At 68.6% G+C, this 22,440-nt stretch carries 27 protein-coding genes, 1 tRNA gene and 1 pseudogene; 5 read left to right on the forward strand and 24 right to left on the reverse strand.

Annotated elements, in window-relative coordinates; translation table 11 throughout:
* Nucleotides 1-34: 34 nt before the first annotated feature.
* Both AB0J40_RS12030 and AB0J40_RS12035 read right to left on the reverse strand, forming a co-directional pair.
* Nucleotides 35-556 (reverse strand): hypothetical protein, encoded by a 522-nt coding sequence (locus AB0J40_RS12030; protein ID WP_364451125.1) that lies wholly within the window; start codon nt 554-556, stop codon nt 35-37.
* A 34-nt stretch (nt 557-590) separates the two neighbouring features.
* Nucleotides 591-1,193, reverse strand: coding sequence for a response regulator (locus AB0J40_RS12035; protein WP_364451127.1), 603 nt, complete (start codon nt 1,191-1,193; stop codon nt 591-593).
* A 172-nt stretch (nt 1,194-1,365) separates the two neighbouring features.
* On the opposite strand from AB0J40_RS12035, the gene AB0J40_RS12040 reads away from it, so the two are divergent.
* Nucleotides 1,366-1,439, forward strand: a tRNA-Leu gene (locus tag AB0J40_RS12040).
* Between the two features lie 125 nt (nt 1,440-1,564).
* Nucleotides 1,565-1,852, forward strand: coding sequence for a hypothetical protein (locus AB0J40_RS12045; RefSeq protein WP_364451130.1), 288 nt, complete (start codon nt 1,565-1,567; stop codon nt 1,850-1,852).
* Between the two features lie 159 nt (nt 1,853-2,011).
* On the opposite strand, the pseudogene AB0J40_RS12050 reads toward AB0J40_RS12045, so the two are convergent.
* From AB0J40_RS12050 to AB0J40_RS12120, 15 genes and pseudogenes are all read right to left on the reverse strand, one after another.
* A pseudogene (locus AB0J40_RS12050) lies at nt 2,012-3,346 on the reverse strand (recombinase family protein); the annotation flags it as partial.
* A gap of 434 nt (nt 3,347-3,780) precedes the next feature.
* Nucleotides 3,781-6,447 carry a BTAD domain-containing putative transcriptional regulator gene (locus AB0J40_RS12055; protein WP_364451133.1) on the reverse strand — a complete coding sequence of 889 codons (2,667 nt, stop codon included), beginning with the start codon at nt 6,445-6,447 and terminating at the stop codon, nt 3,781-3,783.
* Between the two features lie 10 nt (nt 6,448-6,457).
* A complete protein-coding gene (locus AB0J40_RS12060) occupies nt 6,458-6,826 on the reverse strand; it encodes a hypothetical protein (RefSeq protein ID WP_364451135.1) in 369 nt (122 codons plus the stop codon).
* A gap of 32 nt (nt 6,827-6,858) precedes the next feature.
* Nucleotides 6,859-7,278, reverse strand: a complete 420-nt coding sequence (locus tag AB0J40_RS12065; protein ID WP_364451138.1) for a hypothetical protein — start codon at nt 7,276-7,278, stop codon at nt 6,859-6,861.
* The gene (locus AB0J40_RS12070; RefSeq protein ID WP_364451140.1) at nt 7,275-7,646 is read right to left on the reverse strand and encodes a hypothetical protein; all 372 of its coding nucleotides are present in this window, start codon (nt 7,644-7,646) and stop codon (nt 7,275-7,277) included. Before AB0J40_RS12070 ends, AB0J40_RS12065 begins: the two co-directional genes overlap by 4 nt.
* Nucleotides 7,646-7,840, reverse strand: coding sequence for a hypothetical protein (locus AB0J40_RS12075; protein WP_364451142.1), 195 nt, complete (start codon nt 7,838-7,840; stop codon nt 7,646-7,648). Before AB0J40_RS12075 ends, AB0J40_RS12070 begins: the two co-directional genes overlap by 1 nt.
* Before the next feature lie 14 nt (nt 7,841-7,854).
* Complete coding sequence (locus tag AB0J40_RS12080; RefSeq protein WP_364451144.1) at nt 7,855-8,697, reverse strand: type II secretion system protein; 843 nt, start codon at nt 8,695-8,697, stop codon at nt 7,855-7,857.
* The gene (locus AB0J40_RS12085; RefSeq protein WP_364451147.1) at nt 8,694-8,975 is read right to left on the reverse strand and encodes a hypothetical protein; all 282 of its coding nucleotides are present in this window, start codon (nt 8,973-8,975) and stop codon (nt 8,694-8,696) included. Before AB0J40_RS12085 ends, AB0J40_RS12080 begins: the two co-directional genes overlap by 4 nt.
* A 112-nt stretch (nt 8,976-9,087) precedes the next feature.
* A complete protein-coding gene (locus AB0J40_RS12090) occupies nt 9,088-9,561 on the reverse strand; it encodes a hypothetical protein (protein WP_364451150.1) in 474 nt (157 codons plus the stop codon).
* The gene (locus AB0J40_RS12095) at nt 9,558-10,910 is read right to left on the reverse strand and encodes a CpaF/VirB11 family protein (RefSeq protein WP_364451152.1); all 1,353 of its coding nucleotides are present in this window, start codon (nt 10,908-10,910) and stop codon (nt 9,558-9,560) included. The genes AB0J40_RS12090 and AB0J40_RS12095 overlap by 4 nt, the downstream gene beginning before the upstream one ends.
* Nucleotides 10,900-11,706, reverse strand: a complete 807-nt coding sequence (locus AB0J40_RS12100) for a hypothetical protein (RefSeq protein ID WP_364451154.1) — start codon at nt 11,704-11,706, stop codon at nt 10,900-10,902. The genes AB0J40_RS12095 and AB0J40_RS12100 overlap by 11 nt, the downstream gene beginning before the upstream one ends.
* Complete coding sequence (locus AB0J40_RS12105) at nt 11,703-12,239, reverse strand: flagellar biosynthesis protein FlgA (protein ID WP_364451157.1); 537 nt, start codon at nt 12,237-12,239, stop codon at nt 11,703-11,705. Before AB0J40_RS12105 ends, AB0J40_RS12100 begins: the two co-directional genes overlap by 4 nt.
* Nucleotides 12,240-12,349: 110 nt before the next feature.
* Nucleotides 12,350-12,931, reverse strand: coding sequence for a hypothetical protein (locus AB0J40_RS12110; protein WP_364451158.1), 582 nt, complete (start codon nt 12,929-12,931; stop codon nt 12,350-12,352).
* A 290-nt stretch (nt 12,932-13,221) separates the two neighbouring features.
* A complete protein-coding gene (locus tag AB0J40_RS12115; RefSeq protein ID WP_364451161.1) occupies nt 13,222-13,800 on the reverse strand; it encodes a hypothetical protein in 579 nt (192 codons plus the stop codon).
* Between the two features lie 96 nt (nt 13,801-13,896).
* Complete coding sequence (locus tag AB0J40_RS12120; RefSeq protein WP_364451163.1) at nt 13,897-14,181, reverse strand: DUF6355 family natural product biosynthesis protein; 285 nt, start codon at nt 14,179-14,181, stop codon at nt 13,897-13,899.
* Nucleotides 14,182-14,540: 359 nt separating this feature from the next.
* On the opposite strand from AB0J40_RS12120, the gene AB0J40_RS12125 reads away from it, so the two are divergent.
* The gene (locus AB0J40_RS12125; protein WP_364451165.1) at nt 14,541-15,896 is read left to right on the forward strand and encodes a hypothetical protein; all 1,356 of its coding nucleotides are present in this window, start codon (nt 14,541-14,543) and stop codon (nt 15,894-15,896) included.
* 9 nt (nt 15,897-15,905) lie between these two features.
* Here AB0J40_RS12125 and AB0J40_RS12130 read toward each other — a convergent pair whose 3' ends face one another.
* The 4 genes from AB0J40_RS12130 to AB0J40_RS12145 are packed head-to-tail and all read right to left on the reverse strand — an operon-like array spanning nt 15,906 to nt 19,208.
* Nucleotides 15,906-17,096 (reverse strand): NAD(P)/FAD-dependent oxidoreductase, encoded by a 1,191-nt coding sequence (locus AB0J40_RS12130; RefSeq protein WP_364451167.1) that lies wholly within the window; start codon nt 17,094-17,096, stop codon nt 15,906-15,908.
* Nucleotides 17,093-18,223, reverse strand: coding sequence for an MAB_1171c family putative transporter (locus tag AB0J40_RS12135; protein ID WP_364451169.1), 1,131 nt, complete (start codon nt 18,221-18,223; stop codon nt 17,093-17,095). Before AB0J40_RS12135 ends, AB0J40_RS12130 begins: the two co-directional genes overlap by 4 nt.
* On the reverse strand, nt 18,214-18,765 hold the full coding sequence (locus AB0J40_RS12140; protein ID WP_364451171.1) for a hypothetical protein: 552 nt from the start codon (nt 18,763-18,765) through the stop codon (nt 18,214-18,216). Before AB0J40_RS12140 ends, AB0J40_RS12135 begins: the two co-directional genes overlap by 10 nt.
* The gene (locus AB0J40_RS12145; protein ID WP_364451173.1) at nt 18,762-19,208 is read right to left on the reverse strand and encodes an XRE family transcriptional regulator; all 447 of its coding nucleotides are present in this window, start codon (nt 19,206-19,208) and stop codon (nt 18,762-18,764) included. The genes AB0J40_RS12140 and AB0J40_RS12145 overlap by 4 nt, the downstream gene beginning before the upstream one ends.
* 152 nt (nt 19,209-19,360) lie before the next feature.
* Between AB0J40_RS12145 and AB0J40_RS12150 the strand changes: the two genes are divergently transcribed.
* A complete protein-coding gene (locus AB0J40_RS12150; protein ID WP_364451175.1) occupies nt 19,361-19,813 on the forward strand; it encodes a helix-turn-helix domain-containing protein in 453 nt (150 codons plus the stop codon).
* On the opposite strand, the gene AB0J40_RS12155 is transcribed toward AB0J40_RS12150, so the two are convergent.
* From AB0J40_RS12155 to AB0J40_RS12165, 3 genes are all read right to left on the reverse strand, one after another.
* The gene (locus tag AB0J40_RS12155) at nt 19,805-20,482 is read right to left on the reverse strand and encodes a prepilin peptidase (protein WP_364451178.1); all 678 of its coding nucleotides are present in this window, start codon (nt 20,480-20,482) and stop codon (nt 19,805-19,807) included. The two genes, AB0J40_RS12150 and AB0J40_RS12155, sit on opposite strands and share 9 nt — an antisense overlap.
* Nucleotides 20,483-20,813: 331 nt before the next feature.
* Entirely contained in the window at nt 20,814-20,990 is a 177-nt protein-coding gene (locus AB0J40_RS12160; RefSeq protein WP_364451180.1) for a DUF397 domain-containing protein, read from the reverse strand.
* Nucleotides 20,987-21,823, reverse strand: a complete 837-nt coding sequence (locus tag AB0J40_RS12165; protein WP_364451183.1) for a helix-turn-helix transcriptional regulator — start codon at nt 21,821-21,823, stop codon at nt 20,987-20,989. The genes AB0J40_RS12160 and AB0J40_RS12165 overlap by 4 nt, the downstream gene beginning before the upstream one ends.
* A 179-nt stretch (nt 21,824-22,002) precedes the next feature.
* Here AB0J40_RS12165 and AB0J40_RS12170 point away from each other — a divergent pair, with 179 nt between their 5' ends.
* Entirely contained in the window at nt 22,003-22,233 is a 231-nt protein-coding gene (locus AB0J40_RS12170) for a hypothetical protein (protein WP_364451185.1), read from the forward strand.
* Nucleotides 22,234-22,440: the final 207 nt, after the last annotated feature.

Here is a 22,440-nt window from a genome sequence, read left to right on the forward strand (position 1 = left end):
CGGGAGGGGCCCGGCTGTTCGCCGGGCCCCTTTCTCACAGCCTGATGTCGGTGCCGTTGGCGTTCTTCATGTCGGTGATGGTGGGCCCGCCGAAGGCTCTCATCGCGACCGGCTTCCGGTCCTTGGGGATGTCCCAGTAGAGGTCGAACTCGACGCGCACGCTGTGCCCGAGGTCGAACTGCGCGGGCTGGCGCTTGATCAGCATCGCCTGCTCGTCCGACGGGTGGGTGGCGCCCTGGTCGTCGACCAGGAGCTGGCGTTTCGAGTCGAAGAGGACGCTCGACGTGCCGGTGTTGGTGACGACGAGCCGCAGGCGCACGTACTGGCCCTTGGGGAGCATCTCGGCGTGGCTGCCGGTGATGCTGGGCAGCCCGGCGGCGAGGCCGATCAGGGTGAACTCGGTGTCGCCGTTCTTCGCGGGCGGCAGCTTGAGGGCGGTCTCGTCGGGCCGGACCTGCCGCGGCGGCAGCTCGTAGGTGGTGGGCGCGGGGGTGCTCGGAGCGGCTTCGCAGCCGGTCAGGAGCGCCAGAGCCACGACGGCCGGGAGCAGTTTCACGTCCGTGATTCTGCCCGCCGGCCGCCGGGTTCGGCTAGTTCCCGATGCTCTCGACGACGGCCTCGGCGACGGCCTTCATGGTGGTCCGGCGGTCCATGGCGGTGCGCTGGATCCAGCGGAAGGCATCGGGCTCGGTGAGGCCCTGCCGGCTCATCAGCAGGCCCTTGGCGCGGTCGATGACCTTGCGCGTCTCGAGCCGGTCGGTGAGCCCGGCGACCTCAGCCTCGAGGGCCTGCAGCTCGGAGAACCGGCTGACGGCGAGCTCGATGGCGGGCACCAGGTCCCGCTTGGCGAAGGGCTTGACGAGGTAGGCCATGGTCCCGGCGTCCCGGGCGCGTTCGACGAGGTCACGCTGGCTGAAGGCGGTGAGGATGACCACGGGGGCGATCCGGTCGCCGGTGATCTTGGCCGCGGCCTCGATGCCGTCGAGCTTGGGCATCTTGACGTCGAGGATGACGAGGTCGGGCTTCAGATCGGTGGCCAGCGAGATGGCCTGCTCGCCATCCCCGGCCTCCCCGACCACTTCGTAGCCCTCTTCACGCAGCATTTCGACGAGGTCCAGCCGGATGAGCGCCTCGTCCTCCGCGACGAGTACCCGACGCTGCGGCACGTTGGCCTCGGTAGCCTGATCGGTCACCGGGGTCCTCCTGAAGACTCGGCGGGACGGTGGGTCTCGCGGCTTCCCGCGAACCTGAAGCCTACCGGGAACGATCCAGAAGAAGAGATGGCGTTCACCACGAAGTGGCGGGCGCGACACCCGGGGCCGGTCACCGGGTGAGTTCGGTGATCCCGTAGGGTTACCGCGTCGAGCCCCCGTAGCCCAACTGGCAGAGGCAACGGATTCAAAACCCGTCCAGTGTGAGTTCGAATCTCACCGGGGGCACGATCCAGAACCCCACGGGCGCGCCCCTCGGGCGTCCCTTGCGGGTTCATCTGGTCGCCAATCCTCTCTGCTGTGCCCGCCACCTCGTTGACCTGGTCGGCGGGCAGGGTGATCGTCATTGTCGCATGCTCGCCCTCGTCGTGGACCTGGACGCTGAGCTGAACCACTTCGAAGAGGGTCCTCAACAGGTCCTCCGGCGCCTTCGCCAGGTTCACCGCCAGGTATGGCAGCGCGTCGAGGATCGAGAGGGCTTCAGCGCTCGGCTTGTCGGGCTCGGCTCCGGCCGACTCGTCGACGGCCGCCAGCTTCGCAACCAGATCCGCACGTTGGGTTTCGAGGTCGTTGTAGCGGCCCCTCAGGGCCTTGGTGAAGGCGTCGTCGGGGTCTCCGTTCATCGCTTGCTCGAGGACTGACTCCTGCTTCTTGACCAGGCCGTCCAGAGCCTTCTGCAGCTGGGCGCGCTGGGCCGCACGCTCGTCGGCCTCTCCGGTGTCCAGCCCGGCCAGTTGGGCATCGAGGATTGCCCGGCGATCCGTGCCGAAGACCCGGTCGGCGAAGAAGGCGGTGACGGCTTCGAGGAGTGCGTCTTCGCGCAGGTAGAGGGTCTTCGGGTGGCCCATGTACTTGTCGGGCCGTCCGCGGTTGTTGTTGCTCGGCCGACACAGGTAGTAGGGCCGGCCGTGGCGGATCTCCCCCACCATGCGACGGCCGCACGGGCAGTAGATCACGCCGCGGAACAGGTAGGTCCGCTTCGTCTGCGGATGTGAGTTCGGCTCGTTGCTCGCCCTGGAGCGCTCCTTGCTCCTGCGGCGGGCGATGAGCTCGTCGTACATCCACTTCGGGATCAGCGGTTCGTGGGCAGGCTCGGGCGACCATACCCACTTGACCGGGTCGTTGTGCTTGCCCTTGCGGGACCGGGTGGCCCGGCGGTTGTAGACCTGGTAGCCGGTGTACTTCGGGTTCCGGAGGATGTCGTTGACGCTCGACCTGCTCCAGCAGCCCCGGGCCCGGCGGCTGTCCGGCGGGCTCGGTGGCGGATGCTTGACGAGGTCTTGGTTGAGCAGGTCCGCGATGGTGTCGGTGCCCAGGTGGTCGTAGTAGGCCCAGGAAGCGATCTGCGTGACCGTCTCACCGCAGGGGCCGTCCGGCTCGAGGCGAGACTTGGTGAATCCCTTCGCGGCTTTCGCCGGGTTGGGGTGCCGGAAGATCTTGGCTTTGTAGCCGTAGCAGGGCTTGCCGATGTTCCAGCCCTCGCGGACGTGAGTGCAGGTTCCGCCCCAGGACTGTTCGAGAGTGTTCAGAACCTCGTACTCGGCGACGGACTGGTTGATCCGGCGTTGCAGGATCCGCTGGGCCCGGCTGCCCGAGACGCTGATGGTCTCGTTCGCAGCGAACAGCGAGACCTCGTACCGCTCGAGGTCTCGCTCGACCGAGAGTCCCTCGTAGGCCCGGCGCGCGACTCGCGCGATGCTCTCGCAGATGACGACGTCGAACCGGCGGTTCGGTCTCGCCGCTTCGGCGAGGAGGTCCGCGATGCCGCCGTCGCGGGCGATGGGGATGTCGAAGCGGTCGTAGTGATCGCCGCGACCGCGGCGGTCGAGTTCCATCCGGCCGGACTCGACGTCGTAGAAGTGCGCGACGATGACCCAGGATTCGGGCAAGCCGGTCTTGCTGTTCCCCAACTGGCGCAGGATCGACTGCCGGGGATCCTGTTGCTCCTCTGTGGAGGTTCGCCCCAGGAACGCGACACGGACTTCGTCGCGCAGGAGGGCCAGGGGCATGCCCAGGGGCGAGACAGCGTGGTCGGAGAGTCCCGATGGTCCCGAGACCCCAGCAGGGCGGTCTCGTTGGCCGTAGGCAAAGCCGGGAGCCGGCGGGTTGATGATCACACGTTCGAATGAAGTCATGGAGAGTCAGGCATCCTCGACGGATTGAGCGGCCGACGCGTCGGCGGCCCACCGGAGGAGATCTGCCGATGCGTGAGCAAGCCGGGTACGCAAGTTGTGCGCGCTTGCCCCGTGAACGAGCTCAACGCGACCAGAGAAAGAACAATCATCGCCACGCGAGCGATTCTGATCGTAACACCATTCAGAACCGATCTGCCGGGGCGTCATGCCCGCAGCCGGAACCAGATCGGCGCTCTTCTTCTCTGTCGAGACAGCCATTTCGCTCACCGAGACCCTGCGAGACCCAAGGCCGAGACGGCGAGACTTCTTGTCTCGCCGTCTCGACATCAACCACCAAGAGGTGCTCTCAGCGAGACAAGCAGAACTGCTGAAGAAACAATTCACTATCGCCTACACGATTGCCTCAATGAATTACCCCGGATGCTTGCCCTGCGTTATGGGCGGCCGGCCAGCAGCGTGCTTACCAGCGCGCTCGTCTCCTGGTCGAGCTCCACGTCCAGAGAGGCAGCCAAGGCGGTGAGCTTGTCGGCGGTCCGGCGGACTGCGGCGAGATTGCCCGCCCGGTACTCGATCCGGAGCAGGTCTCGGTAGAGGATCTCGCTCACCGGCTCGGCTTGGAGGCCACGCATCGCCGCGCGGCGTGCGGCTAGCAGATCGCCCGCCTTCTGGTGCACCTCGGCGAGGGTGTGGGCGACATCGACGATCGCGTCGGTCATCTCCCGCTGGAGCCACGAGCTCCATGCGTACCTGCCGGGCGAGACGTTGCTGAAGGGTGTCCCCTTGACCAGGTCCAGTGCATGCTGCAGGTCCGAGAACACGGCATCTCGCCCGCCGAGACCGCGGCGCGCGAGGTCTCGGAAGGTTTGCCAGTCGGTGGTGAACGAGGCGGACATCCGGTAGCCGCCGTGGCGAGCGTCGACGTTCGGGACGTACAGCTCGCCGTCCTCGTCGCGGCCGAGCCAGGTCCGGAGCCGCGAGATGTAGCCCTGGCGGGTAGCCGCTGACCACGGTTGGGCGTCCGTGCCGAGCTGACGGGAGATCTCGTCGGCCGTCACGCCGGGATGCAGGGCCAGGAATGCGGCCAGCTCGGTCAGGCGGTTCAGCTTCTTGCCCTCGACAGCTTGCGGGTCCGCTCCATGCAGGCGGACCGGGCCCAACACCTGCAGAGAGGGCAGCGCTACAGCCTGGACCGGTTCCGGTACTCCACTCTCGTCGAGCGGAACGTTGTAGTAGCCCTCGGCTGGGACCTGCACCGGGGCATCAGCCTCGGCAAGCGCCGCGACGAGTTCGTCGACCTGGGTCGGCGTGAGCCTCTGCAGCTCGACCTCTTCACCCAGCGCGTCTACGGCGGCGCGCTGATCGCCGATCTCGAGGTGCCATGCACTCGGCATACGGACGTCGCCGCAAGCCGCCACGACGGCGTCGAGCCCATCGGGCGGGAGCCGTTGCGCGATGTCCTCGCTCAAGGGAATGACCGACAGCACCACGTGAGGCCGGCCGCCCTCGGGCTCCAGCGAGTCGATGGCTTCGTCCCAACCTGGCGCGAACCGCAATCGGCCCGGGTGGCGTTCGGCCGACGTCTTCCCGGCACCTACCAACGTGATCTGCGTGCGCGCCGCCCATGGCGCCGCCACGAGGTCCCAGGCCATCGCGAGGACGACGGCCTCGACTGCGTAGCCGTTTCCGCCGAGGGTGAGGACGCCGGCTTCGCGCAGGTCGATTAGCACGAGGTCGCGGCGGGCGGTGTGCCCGAGCGACACCAGCGTCGGGTACGGCGGTGATTCGCCGCCGCCGTCAAGGCCCGCCGACGGATCCAACCGCCACTCGGCCGTACCGGCCTTGACGAACGGTTCGAGCGGCTTGCTCCCCTTGACCAACTGGAGCCTGATCCCGTCGGCTCCGACCTTGACCGCCTGCAGGTTCGGCAGCTGTTCGCCCGCATTTCGGGCGAGGGTTCGCAGCGCTTGGTCAAGCTCGTCGACGGTGGCGGGCCGTGCGGCGGCGTGGAGGACGTTCTCGAATTTGCCTGGCGGCTTGTTTCGGATGCGGTAGCCGGGACGCCGGCGTTGCTGTGCGCGTCGTCGCCGGGTCGCCAGCAGGGTCAGCAGGCCCGCGGCAAGCAGGCCACCGATGCCGGCCAGCACGACCGATGCGCTGTCGTCGGTGTCAGCGGATGGCGTGGCCACGCTCGAGGGATGACCTGGCGTGGACGGGGTTCGGACGCTGGGCGGGGGCTTCGCCGGCTGGGCAGGCGGGGTCGGAGGTTGCGGTTCGGGAGGCTGGCAGGATTCCGGAGCACGGAGGAACGCCGCGGCGGCCGGCGCTCCACCGCCACCGACGGCGGGCTTTGGCAGGCGGGGGATGCGCAGGACATCGCCTGGGCGGATCGTGTCGGGGTCGTCCAGCTGGTATCCGCCGGGCTGGAGCCGACCGCGGCTGAGGTCGAAAATCTCGCGGTAGCGTCCAGCGTCGCCGAGTTCCTCGCGAGCGATCTGAGACAGCGTCTGGCCGGGGCGGACGACGATCTCTTCGCAGTCGGTGTGGTCGTCGTGCGGCAGCTGCAAAACCCAGCCCGGCCGCAGAAGACCCGGGTTCTGGAGGGACCGGCCGTCGGGCTGGAGGACGCCGCGGTTGAGGTCGAAGACCTCCCGGTAGCGCAATGGATTGCCGAGGTCTCCGGCGGCGATCTTCGTCAGGTTGTCGCCGGGGACGACGACGTGTGTGGGCTGGCCTTCGTCGCCGCTCGGCGCTTGAGCTGCTTCGGCAGCCGTGCCAGTCAGCATGACCAGCAGCAAGGCCGCGGCGATGCGCTGGGCCCAACCGAAGCCGGGCAGGCGAGGAACGGTCGTCCCGCGGAGGCGAGCGAACACCTCCACGACGATCGCGGCGGCCAGCTGCAGCCACGCGACGAGGCCCGCGGCAACCAAGAGCAGCAGGAAAAGCCGGCCGTTGTCCTCGCTCGTCAGCCACGCGACTGCCTCGCCAGCCGTGGGTACGTGGTCAGGCAGATAGGCGGACCGCCACTGCCACAGCGCTACGGGCGGAGCCAAGATGATCATGACGAGGGTGGCGACGCCCAGGAACAGCCTTGCCGTTCGCATCGCGTTCCTCCTATCCCGCGGAGACCACGACGGCCGCGCCGGTGCCGTGGACGGTGAAGGCGGGGATGCCGATCGAGCCGAGGAAGACGGTGGGCCTCGTGATCGTCGTCTCGACGATCAGACGCCGGCCGTCCCACCGCGCGGTTCCGCCGGCACCGGACGCGGTGAGGTAGCGCTGGGCCTCGGCCACCGCCAGCTGAGGATCAACGTCGGCATCGGTCCCCTCGGCCAATGCACGGGCGCGCAGTGCCTGGCCGCCGGCACGTGCTGCTTCCTCGGCGATCGATGTTGCCTGGGAGTAGGCCTCGCCTTTGCGAGTGGCGTCGACGGCGAACCCGACGCCGACCAGCACCGCAACGCTCAACCCGAGGATCAGCACCGACGCTGATCCGCGGTCTCCGCGCAGCGACCTCATGATCGGGCGCCGTACCGGTCGATCGGCGAGCGGAACTCGGATCGAAGGGTCTTCGAGCCGCCGATCTCCGGAGCCAAGTCGACGAGGGGCACGACGCAGGTCACGGTCGCGACGACGTATCCGGTCTCTCCGAGCGACTTGGCGAAGTCGCGGGTGTCCACGGCCACGTTCAGGCTGCTGCACGCCAACCTCTGCTCGGCCAGCACCGCGCGGGCACGCCGGTCCGCCGTGACCGCAGCCGCCTGGCCGTCGCGAGCGATCGACGCCGCTCGGGCTGCGGAGCGGGCTGCTTCGTCGATAGCCGAGTCGGCGACGAGCACCCGCAGGCCGACCAGGCCTAGCCCGAGGATCAGGAAGAGCGCGACGACGCCGACGACCGCCTCGATGGTGACGTCGCCCCGCTCGGACGGCTTCACGGCCGCAGCTCCTCGATCGGGCCGGACGAAGTCTGGCTGATCGAGAACTGCGCGAACGGCACCAGCGACACGGCTTCACCGGTGACCGTCACCGAGACGTTGCGGCCGTCGATCTCGGCATGCGCGGCGACGTCGTTCAGCCACGAGCTGGTGGCCCTGGTGACGTAGCCGACCGCAGCAGAAGCGGCGGCCGCAGTGTTGACCGGCGGGAGCCGAGCCGCGTGGACGCCGTCGCGGGCGGCTTCGAGCGCGACGCCGCGGCCGAGCAGCACGACGGCGACCTGGAGGATCGCCCAGGTGACCAGCAGGATGGCGCTGAAGATGATGGCCGCGGCGACGTTGTCGTCGCCGCGCTCGCCCGCCAGCATCAGTGGCCGCCGATCAGCGGGAGCTTGCCGTTGACGAAGGCCGTGATGCCAGCGCCGATCAGCGTGGCGACGGTGATGCCGAGCGCCGCGTAGAACGCCTTGGTGATGTTCTCGTCGCCGCGTTCACCTTCCTCGGCGAACTCGCTCAGGCGTGTCTGGAGGTAGAGCCACCAGAACGTGATCTTGCCGTGCATGATCTTCTCCTCTCTTAAGTGTGGAGCATCAGGTAGAGGCCGGGGAACGCGAGGAAGGCGATGAACGCCAGACCGAGCAAGGCGACGGGCATGTCCATGCGGTCTGAGCGGACTGACGAGCCGGTCTTGCGGTCGGCGAGCTGCTTCTCGTCCAGGGCCGCAGCCTTGGCGCGGAGGGTGCCGACGATGCTGGCGCCGTCCTGCCCGGCGCTGGCGATGATGTGCCCGATGTCCTTCAGCTCGCGGACGCCGGTCTCCTCGGCCAGCTCGGTGAAACCGTCCCAGGGCATCCGGCCGCGCAGGGTGGCTTCGTCGATGGCCAGCTTGATCCGCCGGAACGCCCAACCCTCGCCGAGCGTGGCCGGGTAGCGCGATGCCTCGACCGGGCCGCGGTCGCCGAGCCGTCCCAGTGCGACGAGCCGACAATAGGCCGCCAGTGCGCCGGCGAACGCCGCCCGGGCGTGCTTGACCTCGCTGTTGAGCACGATCACCGGCAGCTGCCAGCCGAGGAGCGCGCACCCCACGGACGCTGCGCCGGTCAGCACGATCGGCGGTGCCGCGCCGACCAGCGCCAGAACGATGGTCAGGACCGGGATCCACAAGGCACCGATGAGCAGGAAGCCGACCCGCTGAACCACAAAGGACTCCCGAGACTGCCCGACCAACGCCAGATCAGCGGGTTTCGCGATGAGCTTCATCCGGTCCGCCCGCGCGACGAGACCATGGCGTAGCCCCTGCGGCGTCCCGTGAAGGACGTCGGCGAGCCGTGGCCGCGTCGGCGCGAAGGCCGCCACGACCAACGTCACGCCGATCGCCGCCGCGATCGCCAGGACTATCAGCGCCGCCACGGGGCTCATGGCCGTTCCCGAGGAAGGAACCGTGCAGCCGGGGGCTCGACACCGAGCCGGCGCAGCCACACCACCGCAACGCCGACAACACCCAGCACCACCGCGAGCACCAGCTGACCGCCGACCGAGCTGTACACCGACGTATAGCTGTCGCTGCCGAAGGCGGCGAACCCGACGAACATCACGGCCCAGAGCCCCAGCAGGATCCGGGCCGCGGACCGCCTTCGGGCCCGTTCTGTCTCCGCGTCCCGGCGGGCCGCGACGTCAGCGGCGATCTGGCGGGCCAAGGTGGTCAGGAGTTCGGCGGTGCCGGTCCCCTGCCGGTGGGCGACGCAGAGGCCAGCCGCGGCCGCGTCGCCGATCTGGTCATCGAAGTCGTCGGCGAACTGCAGGAGAGCGTCATCGACGTCCCAAGTGCGCAGCCGCTGCCCCAGCGTGGTGACCTCGGCGTTGATCGCGGGCCGCGGGCGGCGCGTCGTGAGCGGAGCCCTGCAGCGCGCCGACGAGGCCGGCGTTGCCCGCGCGCAGCACGTCTGCAATGCGTCGCAGCCAGTCCTCGAGCGCCTCCAACCTTTCGATCCGCTCAGTGGCGACCTTGACTGCGCCGAACAGCCACGGCAGGAAGACGCCGGCTGCGGCGATGGCGAGTCCGGCGACCGGCCAGCCGCTGACCAGCCAGACGAGCGCGCCTGCACCGCAGGCCACCGCCCAGCGCGCGGAGCTGCGCCGCCGGGCCGACCACCAGCTGAGGAGCCGCCGGCCGCGCCGGAACGCCGGCATATCGTTCGGCTCGAGCCCGTGGATGCCGAGGACGGCAAGAGTAAGGCCCAGGCCTGCACCCGCGCCGGCCAGCGTCAGGATGAACTCGGTCATCGCGCGCTCCGCTCGGTCAGCCAGCCGCCGTCGCCGCTGCTCGTGAGCCAGGTGCGGTCGAAGCCGCCGCGCTCGTAGTCCTCGATGTCGGTCGGCAGGTTCCCCGTCGGCACGGGACGCCGGCCGTCCGCCGAGGCGAAGAGGTAGGTCCGGGCCGGGCGTCCGTACTCCCCCGGTTCGATGGCGACGACTTCGGCGACGTGGCGATCGAGACGACCGGGCTCGTGCACCAAGTCGACGTGGACGATCAGGTCGATGGTGTTCGCGACCACTTCGTACGCGAATTCGGGCGTCCAGCCCGCGTTCGTCTCCAGGCACAGCAGCACCATGCGGTGAATGGCCTGCGCGGCACTGCGCGCGTGCAAGGTGGACAGCGACCCGGCACCGCCGGCGGCGAGCGCGTTGAGCATCGGGACGATCTCGCCTCCGCGGACCTCGCCGACGACCGTGCGCGCGGTGTGCATCCGCAGCGATTGCCACACCAGCCGCGGAAGGTCGACACCACCGATCGGTCGGCCGTTCTCCCAGCGCTCGGTGTTGCCCTCCCGCTCCTCGAACGCGACCACCGCGGGGAACCGGTCCCGGTGACGGTGTAGGCCGAGCTCGAACTCGGTCTCCAGCGTCGCGAAGCGCTCGGTGGGCGGAACCTCCCAGCACAGTGCGCGCAGCAGCGTCGTCTTCCCGGCCTTCTGCCGGCCGCAGATAACGATGTTCTTCTCCGCCCGGACGGCCGCCCGCAGGAGCGCCAGCTGGGCGGTCGAGAGCATGCCGCGCTGCCGCAGCGCTTCCAGGCCCGCGGTCGGCAGGCGGTGCCGGCGGATCGAGACGTGCGGCCGGTCGGTGACGCCGATCGCCGCTGACAGCCGTTCCCCGCCCGGGAGCTCCATATTGAGCAGAGGGCGGGCGTCGTTGATCGTGTGCTCGGTGCGGCCCATCCGGGCGGCAATCCGCTGCAGCCACTGGACAACAGCTTGATCGGTCGCGGCGATCCGGGGTGCCCTGCCGACGCGGCCGTCGTGGTAGGACAGCCACACCGGGTCGCTGCCGATGATGTCGATGTTCTCGACCTCGTCGTCGGCCAGCAGCGCCTCGAGCCGGCCAAGGCCGAACATCTCCGCCAGCACCGCCGACCTGACTGCCTGCTCCTGCTCGAAGTCGAGGAACGGTCGCCCGAAGCCAGCCCACTCCTTGATCACCGTCGCGAGGACGTCGTCGAGCAGGATCTCCGCGACTGCCCGCTCATCCCGTTCTCCCGACGCGATCTGCTGCTGAACCAGCGGCGCCAGACGCTGCTGTACTCGGTCGACGATCTCGTCGATGTCCGCGAACGCGGCGGCGTCAACGGACATGGCCGTTCACCACCGGCGGCGGCTTCCGCAGCCAGCTCATGCGCTCCATCGCGCGGCGGCCGATTTCGTCCGTGGCCTTCCGCGCCTGAGTCAGCAGCGGCGACGTCTCAAACTTCCGGCCCGGCCGGTGGCGGTCGGTGAACTGCGCGGCGCTGGCGGGGTCCCAGGGCAGGGTGCCGGCGATGGTCAGGCCGAGTTCCCTGCCGATCTCGCCGGCCGGATAGCGCTGGTGGGTCCGCGGCTCGGGATCGGCGAGCAGGACTACGAGCCCTTCGTTGTCGAAGACTCCGTGCTCCTCGCGGACGACATCCACGGCTTTCGCGAAAGTCTGCAGCGAGCCGCGGCAGTTGCGCACCACCGCTACGACCAGGTCTGCCTCCGACAGCACCGCGGCCGGCGTGGCCCGGCTGCGGAACCGACCGCAGTCGGCCAGAACGTCGACCGTCTCCAAGTCCAAAAACAGCGACGTCAGCCGCCGCCAATCCAGGCTCTCGGCCTCCCTCAGTGCATTGACGCCAGGGAGGAGGTGGTGGCGGCCAGTGCCGTCCGGCAGGACGAGCAGCTGACTGGACATCGCCCGGTGCAGCGGCATGGCCCGCGCCTGAAGCATCAGTTCGAACACGCCAGTCCGCCCGTGGCGGCCGTCCGGGTCGAACACGCTCAACGCGCGGCCACCGGTCGGGTCGCACTCGGCGACCACCGCGTGCCGCGGCCAGACCCACGTCATCGCCATCGCCGCAGTCGTGACGCCGGGACTGCCGTTCACCGAGATGAAGGAGATCAGCACGTCGATCACCGGTCCTTCGGCAGCACGACGATCGCGACACCGCCGGCCGACGCGCGAGAGGCCAACCCGACGCCGTTCGCTTCCGGCACGACGACGTCCACCACCTGCGTCGAGGTGGCGTCGCGGTCGCTCACGCTGATCACCGCGCCGCGGACGGGCGGCCACGCCTCGGCACCAGCGGGTACGAGAAGGATCGGCTGGCGGGGTTGCAACGGCGCCGCGGGCAGCTGTCCGGGCTTGACCGGCACACCGATCAACTGCTGCCCGGCACCAGGCACCGCGGCAGCATCCGACACCACGTCGGGCGTCACGATCTCACCCGGCTGCAAGTCGGTCGGTGACGTCCGGCCGACCACGTCGAACCGCCGGTCCCACGGCAACGGCCGGACACCGGGGTCAGGCCGGACCTGGACTTCGCGCAGCGCCTCGGCGGGGATGATCTCGCCGTATCGGACCGGCCGGGCCACGCCGACCGCGGCCACCGCCTCGTCGGTCGCGCGGAAGACCCACACCACGCCCGCGGCCGAGAGCGCGGACAGCACCACACCGAAGAGAACAAGCAGCTTGGAGCGGCGACGCCGGGGCGGCCGGAGCGGAACCGGCGCCGGCGGCGGGACGTCAGGGACTCCACGCAACTGCTGTACCCGCGTCGTCATCGCGGCCCCCGGGTGTTCAGCGTGCGGATCTCGCGAACAGGCAGGCGCGCCGACGAGGTCAACGCCAAGGTCCGGAACGCGCTCTGCCCGCCGCCGGACCAGCGGATCTCCCAGCGGCTCGTGGCGTTGATCCCTGCCACGCCTCCGGCGACGAGCCGTTGATAGACGTGACCACAGGTTGGCGAGGGCTGGCCGGCCTGCTCGTCGCTGAACTCCGTGCCGGGCCCGGTGCAGCTGGTGGTTGCGCCGTCGCCCATGGACCAGTCGATCTTCGCCAAGGTCGCCGTGGCGGTCACGGTGATCGAACCCGCGCTCGCGGTCCGCGTGATCGGACCGACGGTGGCTTCGCGACGGGCGGTCCACATCCACACCGGGAAGCCGATGGTCGCACCGTGCGGGGAGTCCGCCGGGGGCGCGAGCCGGATGTCCGGAGCCGACAACCCCATCGCCGAGATGGCTTGTTCGGCCAGCTCGGCCGGTGATACTTGCGGCACGGCGACGGGCTGCCCGTTCGGCGTGAACACCACCCGCGGCCAGCCCTGCAGTGCTCCGCCGCCCTGGCAGATCAGCAGTTTCAACGAGCCTTCGGATGGCGAATGGCCACCCCACAGCGGGTCGCCCGCGGGCGGCGGTGTCCACGGCTGGTCGACGCACGCGAACTGCGGCCCGGATGTGCGGCCACCAGCTTGCTGAGCCGGTCCCGAGCCGTGTTGCGGAGAGCCCACGGATCCTGGGCGTCCTGGGTCGGTGGCCTCGACCCAGCACATCCCGCGGGTGCCGACCGACTTGCATCCTCCCAGGCCCGTCTGGCCGTACGCCGCAGGCAGGGCGGCGGCGACCAGGCCGACGGCCAGGAGGCAGCTTCCTTTCAGCATGGTTTCTCCAGGCGTGGTTGGACTTGCTGGACCAGCCAGCGGTCGGGGTTCGGGTAGCGGACGACCTGGGCCTCGAACTCGTACCGCCGTGGCTGGTCGGGGTTGTCGAGGTTCCGGCCGGGCTCGCCGGCCTTGTCGCTCACGAGGTGCTCGTCGGTGGCATCAAGACAGTCGGTGACGACCACGCGTGGCGGCTCGCCCAGGGACACCGAGGTCACCTTCGGCGCCCGCCTATACCGGCCGACGGTATGTGCCGGCACGGAGGCGAGGTTGGCGACCTCGTTCACGTAGTCGGTCAGCGCCGGGTCGGCCATGGCCTTCGCCAGCTCCGGCCGCCAGTCTTTCTCGCGGGGAGCACGACCAGCCTGTTCGCTGATCTGCCAGTAGAGCTCGTAGGCAGCCAACGCGGCCTGAGAGGCTTCATCCTCGGGCCGGACGGGCTTCGAACCCGACGGCAGTGACACCCCGGAAGGCAGGGCGCTCGGCGCCTGTCCTCGCGTTTCTCCCGTGCAACTCACCAATCCCGCCGAAACGAGAATGAGCCCCGCGACCGAGAACCAGCTTTGCATCATTGTTCTACCTCCCTGACGAACCGTTGATCAGGTTCATCAAACCGGGCAAGCGAGACGACACGAGACAACACAGTTCTATTCACTCGAATGTGTGCTTCACTCCGGCCCGTAGTAGCCGGGGGCACAGCCGACGCCACCGTTCCACCAGGCGCCGGTGACACGCCATCTGATCACCGGCTGAAGATCGGTGACACCTGGTCCCACGCAGTAGTGGTAGATGTTGCCCCAGATGTCCTGGACGTCGAGCATGACGGTAGAACCTGTACCACCGTCGCAATGCCGGTATTCGCCCCAGCCCTGGTAGCCGCAAGAATCCCTGAGGTCGTAGCTGGCAGCAGCATCCGCGACCGGCGTCAACGCCGCGCCAAGCAAGGCGACCATGACAGAACCCGTGGCAGTAATCCGAGCCGCCTGGCGAAGAGAATTCAAATTCGGCATTCTGGCCTCCAAACCGATCCATGTTCCTGCTATGAATCCGGTCTACAGGCCGTGGTGCCACGCCCTGCAAACGGCGCATGACACGGACTTCCAAGTACGCATGGAAGTTCTGACGAAATTCATTCCGCCGCGTCCCGGCCAGCGTGTCGAGATCATCGGACCAACCGGCGTTGCACGTGGTGACTTGGCATCAGCAATCCGGGCGTTTCACTCGTCCAGGTGGCGGGTAGTGAAGTCGCTGCGAAGATCTGTGGTGTGGACGTCGAACCTCCCACCGAGAAGACGGCGAGGAGGGGATCACGATGAACTGGAGCCAGCTCGTCGTGCCGGTGACCAGCGGCGTGACCGTCACTCTGATTGTGGCGATCGTCCGGTCGTTGTGGCGACGCACCCGGTTGCCGACCGGGCTCTCCCAGCGGATGACCCGCCGGAACTACCTCGCCGAGATGCTCGTCGTCGCCAAGAACGACCAGGTCGATCGTCTCGACGCATTGGTCCCGAATCTCCTGCCCGCGGGCGTCTCCAAGGTGTTGGCCAAGATCCAGGAATCGTGGTCGCAGATCAACAGCCGTCGAGGGGTGCGAGTGATCACCCGCGCCGAACCGAAGTCTCTGACGGCCGGAGCCGAGCTTCTCGGTGCCGATATCGAGGTCCGCGTGTCCCGCACGCTCACCTCTGACCACCTTTCGTACCACGTGTTCTCCGGTTCGGAGCACCACACGGTGCTCAACCGGCGCAGGGGCGGGAAGGACCGGCCCGAGCGGCTGGACGAGATCTCGGCTGCCAAGGTGTTCCGAAGCCACTTCGACGAGATCTGGGGCAAGTCGGAGCCCTTGGAGTCGGTTCTGGCCAGTGAAGTCCTGGGCGGCACGTCCGATGACGCCTGGCCGCACCTCGCCGACCGGATCCGGGAACTGCGGACCACCTACCAGCTGTCTCCCAAAGCCGAAGACGCGGTGCTGCGGCACCTTGCGTTCCGGCACCGCGCGCCGGTCATCTTCATCACTGGGCTGCCAGGCGCCGGCAAGTCGCTGGTCCGGCGCGCCCTGGCCGAGGAACTCCGGCGGTGGAGGCTGCAGGTGGACGAGCTGAGCGACTACGTCTACGCGTTCGAAGACTTCCTGCACTCGCTGATGCTGCTGGGCGACGGTCGCGGCACTGGTTTCAGCGCCCAACTCGGCGGCGCATTCCAAGTGGAGCGTGAGGAAAACCTTCGCCCCGCGCTCCACGCGCTCGGCCACCGCGTGTGGGAGAACCGGCGCAGCAGCCCGATCACGCTCGTCGAATTCGCCCGGGCCGACACCATCGGAGCACTCCAGGTCTTCGGCGACGAAGTCTTGGCTGCCTCCCAGGTCATCCACGTCCGAGCCCATGACGCGGTGCGCGCCGCGCGGCTGGCCAAGCGAGGCGAGCCGCCGAGGATCTCGGTGGCCGGCCAGTCGATCAACCTGATCGTTTCCGACGAGCACCGGCTGCCCAGCAATGCCGCAGAAGCCCTCTACCGCAAGGACGACTTCGCGCTACTCAAGGCTCAGAAGACCGTTTCCGGCCGGGTTCACCTCATCGACAACGACACCGAAGGGAGGGCGCACATCGACGAACAGCTGACCGCGTTCGTCGAAGCCGTCGTGCGGCCATACCGAGGGCTCGCCGCGTAGCGTCGGGACCTACCCTCCGATTTTCGTGTCCCAGTCGATGCGGTGCTGGGTCAGCCACGCAGCCGTGTTGCGCGGGCCGCTCTTGAGCCGCTTGGAGATCGCCATGTCGCGGATGAGCCGCTTGACGGGCCCCGGTGTAGCCGTGCTGCCCATCCTGGCGCTGGTCGCCACCAACCGCTCGACTCGCTCCCGGCGCTGCGCTTCGTAGGCACGGAACGCCGCCGCCGGTTCACGGAGGTCGCGCAGGCATTTGGCCAGGACGACGGCGTCCTCCATGGCCATCGACGCGCCGTGACCGGCGTTCGGCGCCGCAGCATGGGCGGCGTCGCCGATGACGACCATCCGGCCGGCGTGCCACCTCGGCGTCGAGGCGATGTCGTAGCCGTTGCTCGCGCGGATCTGCTCCGACGCCTCGACGATCGCCGCCGCCGGAGACCGGTCACGGCGGAGCAACGCCGTCGCCTGCCGCTTCCACTCCTCGAGCGACGTCGCCGCGAGCTCCGCCTTCGACAGCTCCGGACGCGGCAAGTTCACGAACCACCACGTCTCGCCGTCCGGCGCGGTCGTGTAGGCGAAGAACACGCGCTTGCCGTAGATCATCCGGTACACGCCCTGCACCGGATCGACCGGCGCTTGCCGGGCATAGCCGCAGAGCACCACCGTTCCGGTGTACCGCGGCTCGGGTGCCTCCGGGTCGATGAGGACACGGGTCGCCGAGTGGATACCGTCGGCGCCGATCAGCAGGTCGCCTTCCTGGCGGGAGCCGTCCGCGAAGATCGCCGCCACGCCGTGCTCGATGTCGGTGTCGACGTCGTCAAGCCGCTCGCCGTGCTCGATCGTGATCCCGCGCCGGGTGGCTTCCTCGTGCAGCACCCGGTAGAGCTCGGCCCGCTTGATGGTGTGCGGCCCGTACCCACCGCCTGCCGAGCCGCCGCCGATGGGCGATTCGCCGAGCTTCTTGCCCGAGCCGCTCCAGAACAACGCGCGGTCAGCTGGGAAGGACGCCTGCAGCACCGGCTTGTCGGCGTCGATCGCGTGCAGGGCGTCGAAGCCGTTGTTCATGATCGTCATGAAGGCGCCGACGTCGTCGGCGCCCGTCTCGTGAGCCTCGTAGACGACGGAGTCGATGCCCGCCTTCTGCAGGGCCATGGCCGTCACCGGCCCTGCGATACCTCCGCCGATGATCAGCGCTTTGGTCATCCCGCTCCCCTCATCTCCAGGCCCCGAGCCAGTCGCACCAGCTCGCGAACGTCAGCGTCCAGTCCGTCGCCTTCCGGCAACGCGACCGGCACCGCCTTCGCGGGGACAGATTCACCAGCCGCGTGCGCGGCGAGCGCCTCCTGCAGACGGCTCGGGAGATCGGCGGAAGCGTCGGTCCGCGCCAGGTACGGGCTGATCCGCACCAAGCCGTCGCGGCATTCGACGACCCGGCGGTAGTACCGGCGGTGTGTTCCTCGTAGCCGAAGCGCATCTCGCCACGGCGCAGCCGGAACCCGGTCCAGTGCGTCATCGGGAAACTCCGAATGCAGCACCGTCCACAGTGGCGCGAGCTGCCGGTACCCGCGGCGGTGACGCCACCAGACTCGCACCGCGCCCACCCTGGTCATCAAGGCGGGATAGCTGACTCCAGCCAGGAACAGCAGGACACCTGGCATGAGCAGGACGGTGACGGCGATGGCGCCCACCACCGTCCCGGCGGATCCGGCGCGATCAGCGACCCCGACGTTGTAAACCAACCCCAGCACGATCGCGGGCACGAAGACGCAGTTCGCCAAGACGATCGCGACCAGGCCGACGGCGGCGATCCGCAGCCCTCGCGCCAGCCTGCCGCCTGCTTCGCGCGCGTACCGCCAAGCCCAGACCGCTGCCGTCGCAAAGCCGACCGCCATGAAGACATCGGCCGCGATGAAGAAGACCGCCACGCTGGGTACCGACTGGTCGTTGGTGCGAGCCGAGACCGGTGTTGCCAGCGCGGCAACGAGGAGCACGACTTCGGCTCCCAGCAGCAGGGCGGCGTACCAGCCGGCGCGTCGCCGGGCGGTCGCGCGCTCCCGCGCCGAGAACAGGAAGAAGCACACGAGGCTGTACACGCCGACCAGCAGGAGACCGTGCTGGATCAGCCGCGAGATCATCGGCGGCAGGCCCAACGCATGAGCGCCCTTGTCGGCCGCGGCACCGAACGGGAACGCAACGGCCAGGCAGGCCACCAGCGCCGTCACACTGCGAAGCGCGGTGTTCCTCGGGTTCCGCGCCAACCTCCCGGCCAGCCAGAGCAGGAGGACACCCGACACGATCCCGTAGGCGAGAACAAGAGGCGTCACAGCCACCCCAGACGGCCTTCGAGCGCGGCCCCCATTTCCTGGGCGGCCTCGCTCGATCTTCCGCTGACGCCGACTTGGTCCAGGACCGACGCCCACTCGAGGATGATCGTTGCCGTCGTCTCGGCCTCGCGCTCCTGGTCGGTGTCATACGAGGTACGCCGAAGCGCCCGGCGAACGGCGTCCGGCTCGAGATCCGGGTAGCGCTGACGCAGGCTCTCCGGCGACATGTCCGGGTACAGCCCGGCCAGGAGCTCGTCATCACACGGATCACTCTCGTGACCGGCCAGCAAGTGGCCCAGCTCGTGCAGGATGATGTGGTTCTGGTGCGGCCTGCTGGTTTCGCGCTGGTACAGGATGTAGTCCGCCGGGCGGGTGCTGATCCAAACGCCGAAGGGGCCGGGCACCGGGATGGAGTGGGCCAGCAGCTTGATCGGCTTGCCGCGGCGCTCACCGACGCGTCGGCACAGCTCGACGACGTCCAGCGGAGGCCGGATCTCCAGCTCCTTCAGCAGCCGCCGGCACCGGCGGCGCAGCAGCCGCTCGTTCACCGCTCCCCTCGCTCCCGCGCTGCCTGCTGGTCGCGGTAGACGACGTCGAGCAGGTCCATGACGAGCTGACGGCGATCCGGAGTCAGCTCACCGGCCCGCATCGCGATCCGCTGCGCTTCCTGGTCACCGGCGTTCGCCTTGACGCGTTCCTGTTCTGCGGCCAGCTCGCGGAGCTGCCGGTCGACGCGGTCGGTCACGCCGTCGTCGAAGAAGTAGTTGACCGGCACCCCGAAGAACTTGGCCAGCCCCTCGACGTGCTTGATCGTCGGGTTGTCCCGCTTCCGCTTGCGCAGCTGCCAGATGTACGTGCCGGAGATCTTCGTGCCGGCGACCGTGATCGAGTCCGCGGCGAAGTCGTTGCTGTACTCCTCGCCCTCCGGCGATTTCGTGACGGCGAACAGGTGGTTCAGCTTGTCCGCGAAGTCACGCCCGCGTTCGGCCATCACCCCTCCTCAGCTCCCCTCGACGGTACCGCCGACCAGGCGTCTTAACTGAAATTAAGACCCAATCAAGTGAATGCCCGTTCGATAGTTGAGACGTGACCTGCGGAAACTTAAGATCAACAGCCTGGGGTGATCGAACCGGGGAGGGAACGATGACTCGACCGAGCACACAAGCGATCACCGCCGAGGACGCCGAGCGCCTGCGGAAGCTGCACGACGCGAAGCAGCTCTTCGGCGGCGACTGGATGACGGCGATCCTGCTGGCATTGAAGAGCGGCCCGAAGCACTACACCGAACTCCTCGACTTGGTCGGCTCACTCAACGCCGCCGCGGCGGCGAACAGCTGGTCCGGCCGGCCGCGGGTCCTCCATGCCAGCGTGCTGACACGCACGTTGAAGACGATGACGGCCGACCGCTTGATCGTCCGCGACCAGGAAGCAGGCGTGTTCCCACCGTCGGTCATCTACTCGCTGGCCCCGGCGACGCGGGAAGCGCTCGAAGCCATGCAGCCGCTCGCCGACTGGGTAAGCGAGCACGCGGACATCGTCGACCAGGCGCGGCACCGCCGGAGCCAGGACTCGGAAGGCGCCCGTCGCTCAGCCTGACCCGAGCTGGGCCAGCGTGCCGCACACGAAAGCGACGACGATCATGGACGGCCCCATCGGCACCTGCCCCTCCCGGAACGAGTACCTGCGGAGCAGCACGCCGGCCAAGCCCGCCACCGCGGTGAGGACGTACGTCGCGAGGAAGCCGCCCAGGACCCAGGACCAGCCGAACCAGCCCAGCAAAATGCCGACGCTCGGAGCGAGTTTGACGTCCCCGGGGCCCGGCTGACCGGTAACCAGGTAGGACAGCAGCAGCGCCGCGCCCCAAAACACACCGCCGGCGAGGGCGCGCAGGCCGCCTCCGACGTCATCGCCGAGCAAGGCGGCAACGATTGCGGCGACAACGGTTGCGCCGAGAAGCGGGAGGCTGAGCAAGTCCGGGATGCGATGCTCGGCGGCGTCGACAGCCGCCGCAGGGACGCCCAGTACGGCGAATGCAGCGCCAAAGGCCATCGCGGCCGGCACCCAGAGCGCCACGACCGCTCCCGCGGCCGCGACGACAACGACCACAGCAGCAACCCACAGGCTCGACAGCTTGAAGTTCATCAACCGGCGCAGCAGGCACACGGTCACCGGCGTGAGCGCCAGGCCCACTGCCAATCCGACGGCCAGACGAAGCATCCCCGTCATCCGGCACCACCCCGCGATCCCCGCACCCGAGGTGATCATCGTAGGAACGGCAGAGCTCGGCCGCCACACGGTGATCATCAAGGCCGCCGAGCGGGCTTACGAGGTGCTGGCGCAGGCTGCCGACTTCCGACGGGAGCCGGGAAGGCCGTCCGGCGCCCCGATGACTTCCTCATCGAGGACGTGGAGTTCGAACCTGGCGGTGTCGTAGCCGCCGGCCTCCCAGGCGAGGTCACTGTCGCCGATGCGCCACTCGCAGCCGGTGGCTCGCTCCCTCAGCAACCACGCCACTTCGACCTCCCGGACCCGCGACCTCGAACGACGTGAACCTACCACGCGACTAGAACATGCGTTCGATTAACCGCGCGCCTGGTCAGGCTTCCGTGAGGCACCCCAGGAACGCGCCCCAAGCAGCCGGGTCGACTGAAAGCTGCCCATCGGACGGCGCCTTCGAGTCACGCACGCCGACGTCGTCACCGAGGCGAACCTCGACACAATCCGCGGTCTCGGAGCTCCAGCTCGACTTGAACCAGCCGGTCGAGTTCGTCATTTCTCCGCCTCCATCAGCTCACCCTTCACCTTCACGATGAGTTCGAGGCTCGCCTCCGCGCTCATCGCCTTCCTACGCGCTACCTCGGCCTTCCGCCGATGCACCGCGATGTCTTCCTCGGCGTAGAGCATCAGACCGCCGCGATGCAGCTCGAGATTGATGATCGACGGCGCCTGAGCCGAGTCGAACAGGATGAACGAGCCAGTGAGGACCGGCGTCCACCCGGCCTCGAACGGCACGATCTGCACATTGACGTTGGGCAGCTCGATCATCTCCGAGAGATATGTCAGCTGCTCGACCCAGACGTCACGACCGCCGATGACATGCCTGATTGCCGCTTCACCCAGCAACACATCAAGGGTTGCCGGCGCCTTGCGGGTGATGAGGTCGCGTCGGCCGATCCGGATCGCCACGCGTTCGTCGATTTCGTCGGCGGGCACTTCCGCGTCGACCATGATCGCGCGGATGACCGCGCTGGTCTGGAGAACGCCGGGGATCAACAGCGGAGCCAGGTGCGTGACGGTCGTCGCCGTCCGCTCCGCGGCCAGCAGCGCGTTCATTTGCTGCCGCCGCTCCACCACCGTCACGGCATGCCAACGTCCGCCCTGCCCCACATTGGCGGCCAGCGCCATCAACTCGGCGCCAGCGTCATCTCCGATACCGAGCGCTTCGACGATCGATGCCACGTCGTCCGGCTTGGGGTTGCGCTCGCCGGTTTCCCAGCGCGAGATCAGCCCGGAATCCGACTCCTTGCGACCGATGAGCACGGCCAGCTTCCTCAGCGAAACTCCACGCGACTCGCGCGCCTCCTTCAGCGCGTCGCCGAGGTTCATCGGCGCCTCGCGGTGCTACCAGCCATGCAGCACATGCTAGTGCAGGTGGAGCCGATCGCTGAGCTCACCCGATTAGGTCATTGCGCAGCCGCGCTACCAGCGCTGACACTTGCTACCAACATTCGGTAGCACCGTCAGCGCCCAGCTCCTGGCCCTGACAGCCTAACGGGGAGACGCACATGCGAGGACACCACTGGCACGGAACACCGCTGATCGTCCCCGCACGAACTCCGGCAGGCTCGGCGACGCAGGTCACATTCGGCCTGATCGACACGACCGACGGACCTGTCCGTGCCATCCGGGTCGGCGCCGAGGGACCGCCTGCGTACCTGCCCCGGCAGGCGATGGCGGAACTGGTCAGCCACGCCCAGGCGATGCTGATCCTCGATCTGCCGGGTGACCGGAGATGACCGGCCTCAGAACCGGCTGAGCAGCGAGATGACAGCCGCCCCTGATCAGCCCGGTCGGTGTGCTTGCCCCCGACCCAGCGCACCGGCCGGGTGTTCAACGTTCCTTTCGATCCAGCCCGACCGCGGAGATTTCACGATGGCTACCGCACCTGCAAGACACCGCACGCCCCCACGCCTGCTTTGGGTCACCGAGGCATCGACCGGTAC

This window comes from Amycolatopsis sp. NPDC049691, assembly GCF_040675005.1.
In the GTDB taxonomy this organism is placed as follows: Bacteria; Actinomycetota; Actinomycetes; order Mycobacteriales; family Pseudonocardiaceae; genus Amycolatopsis.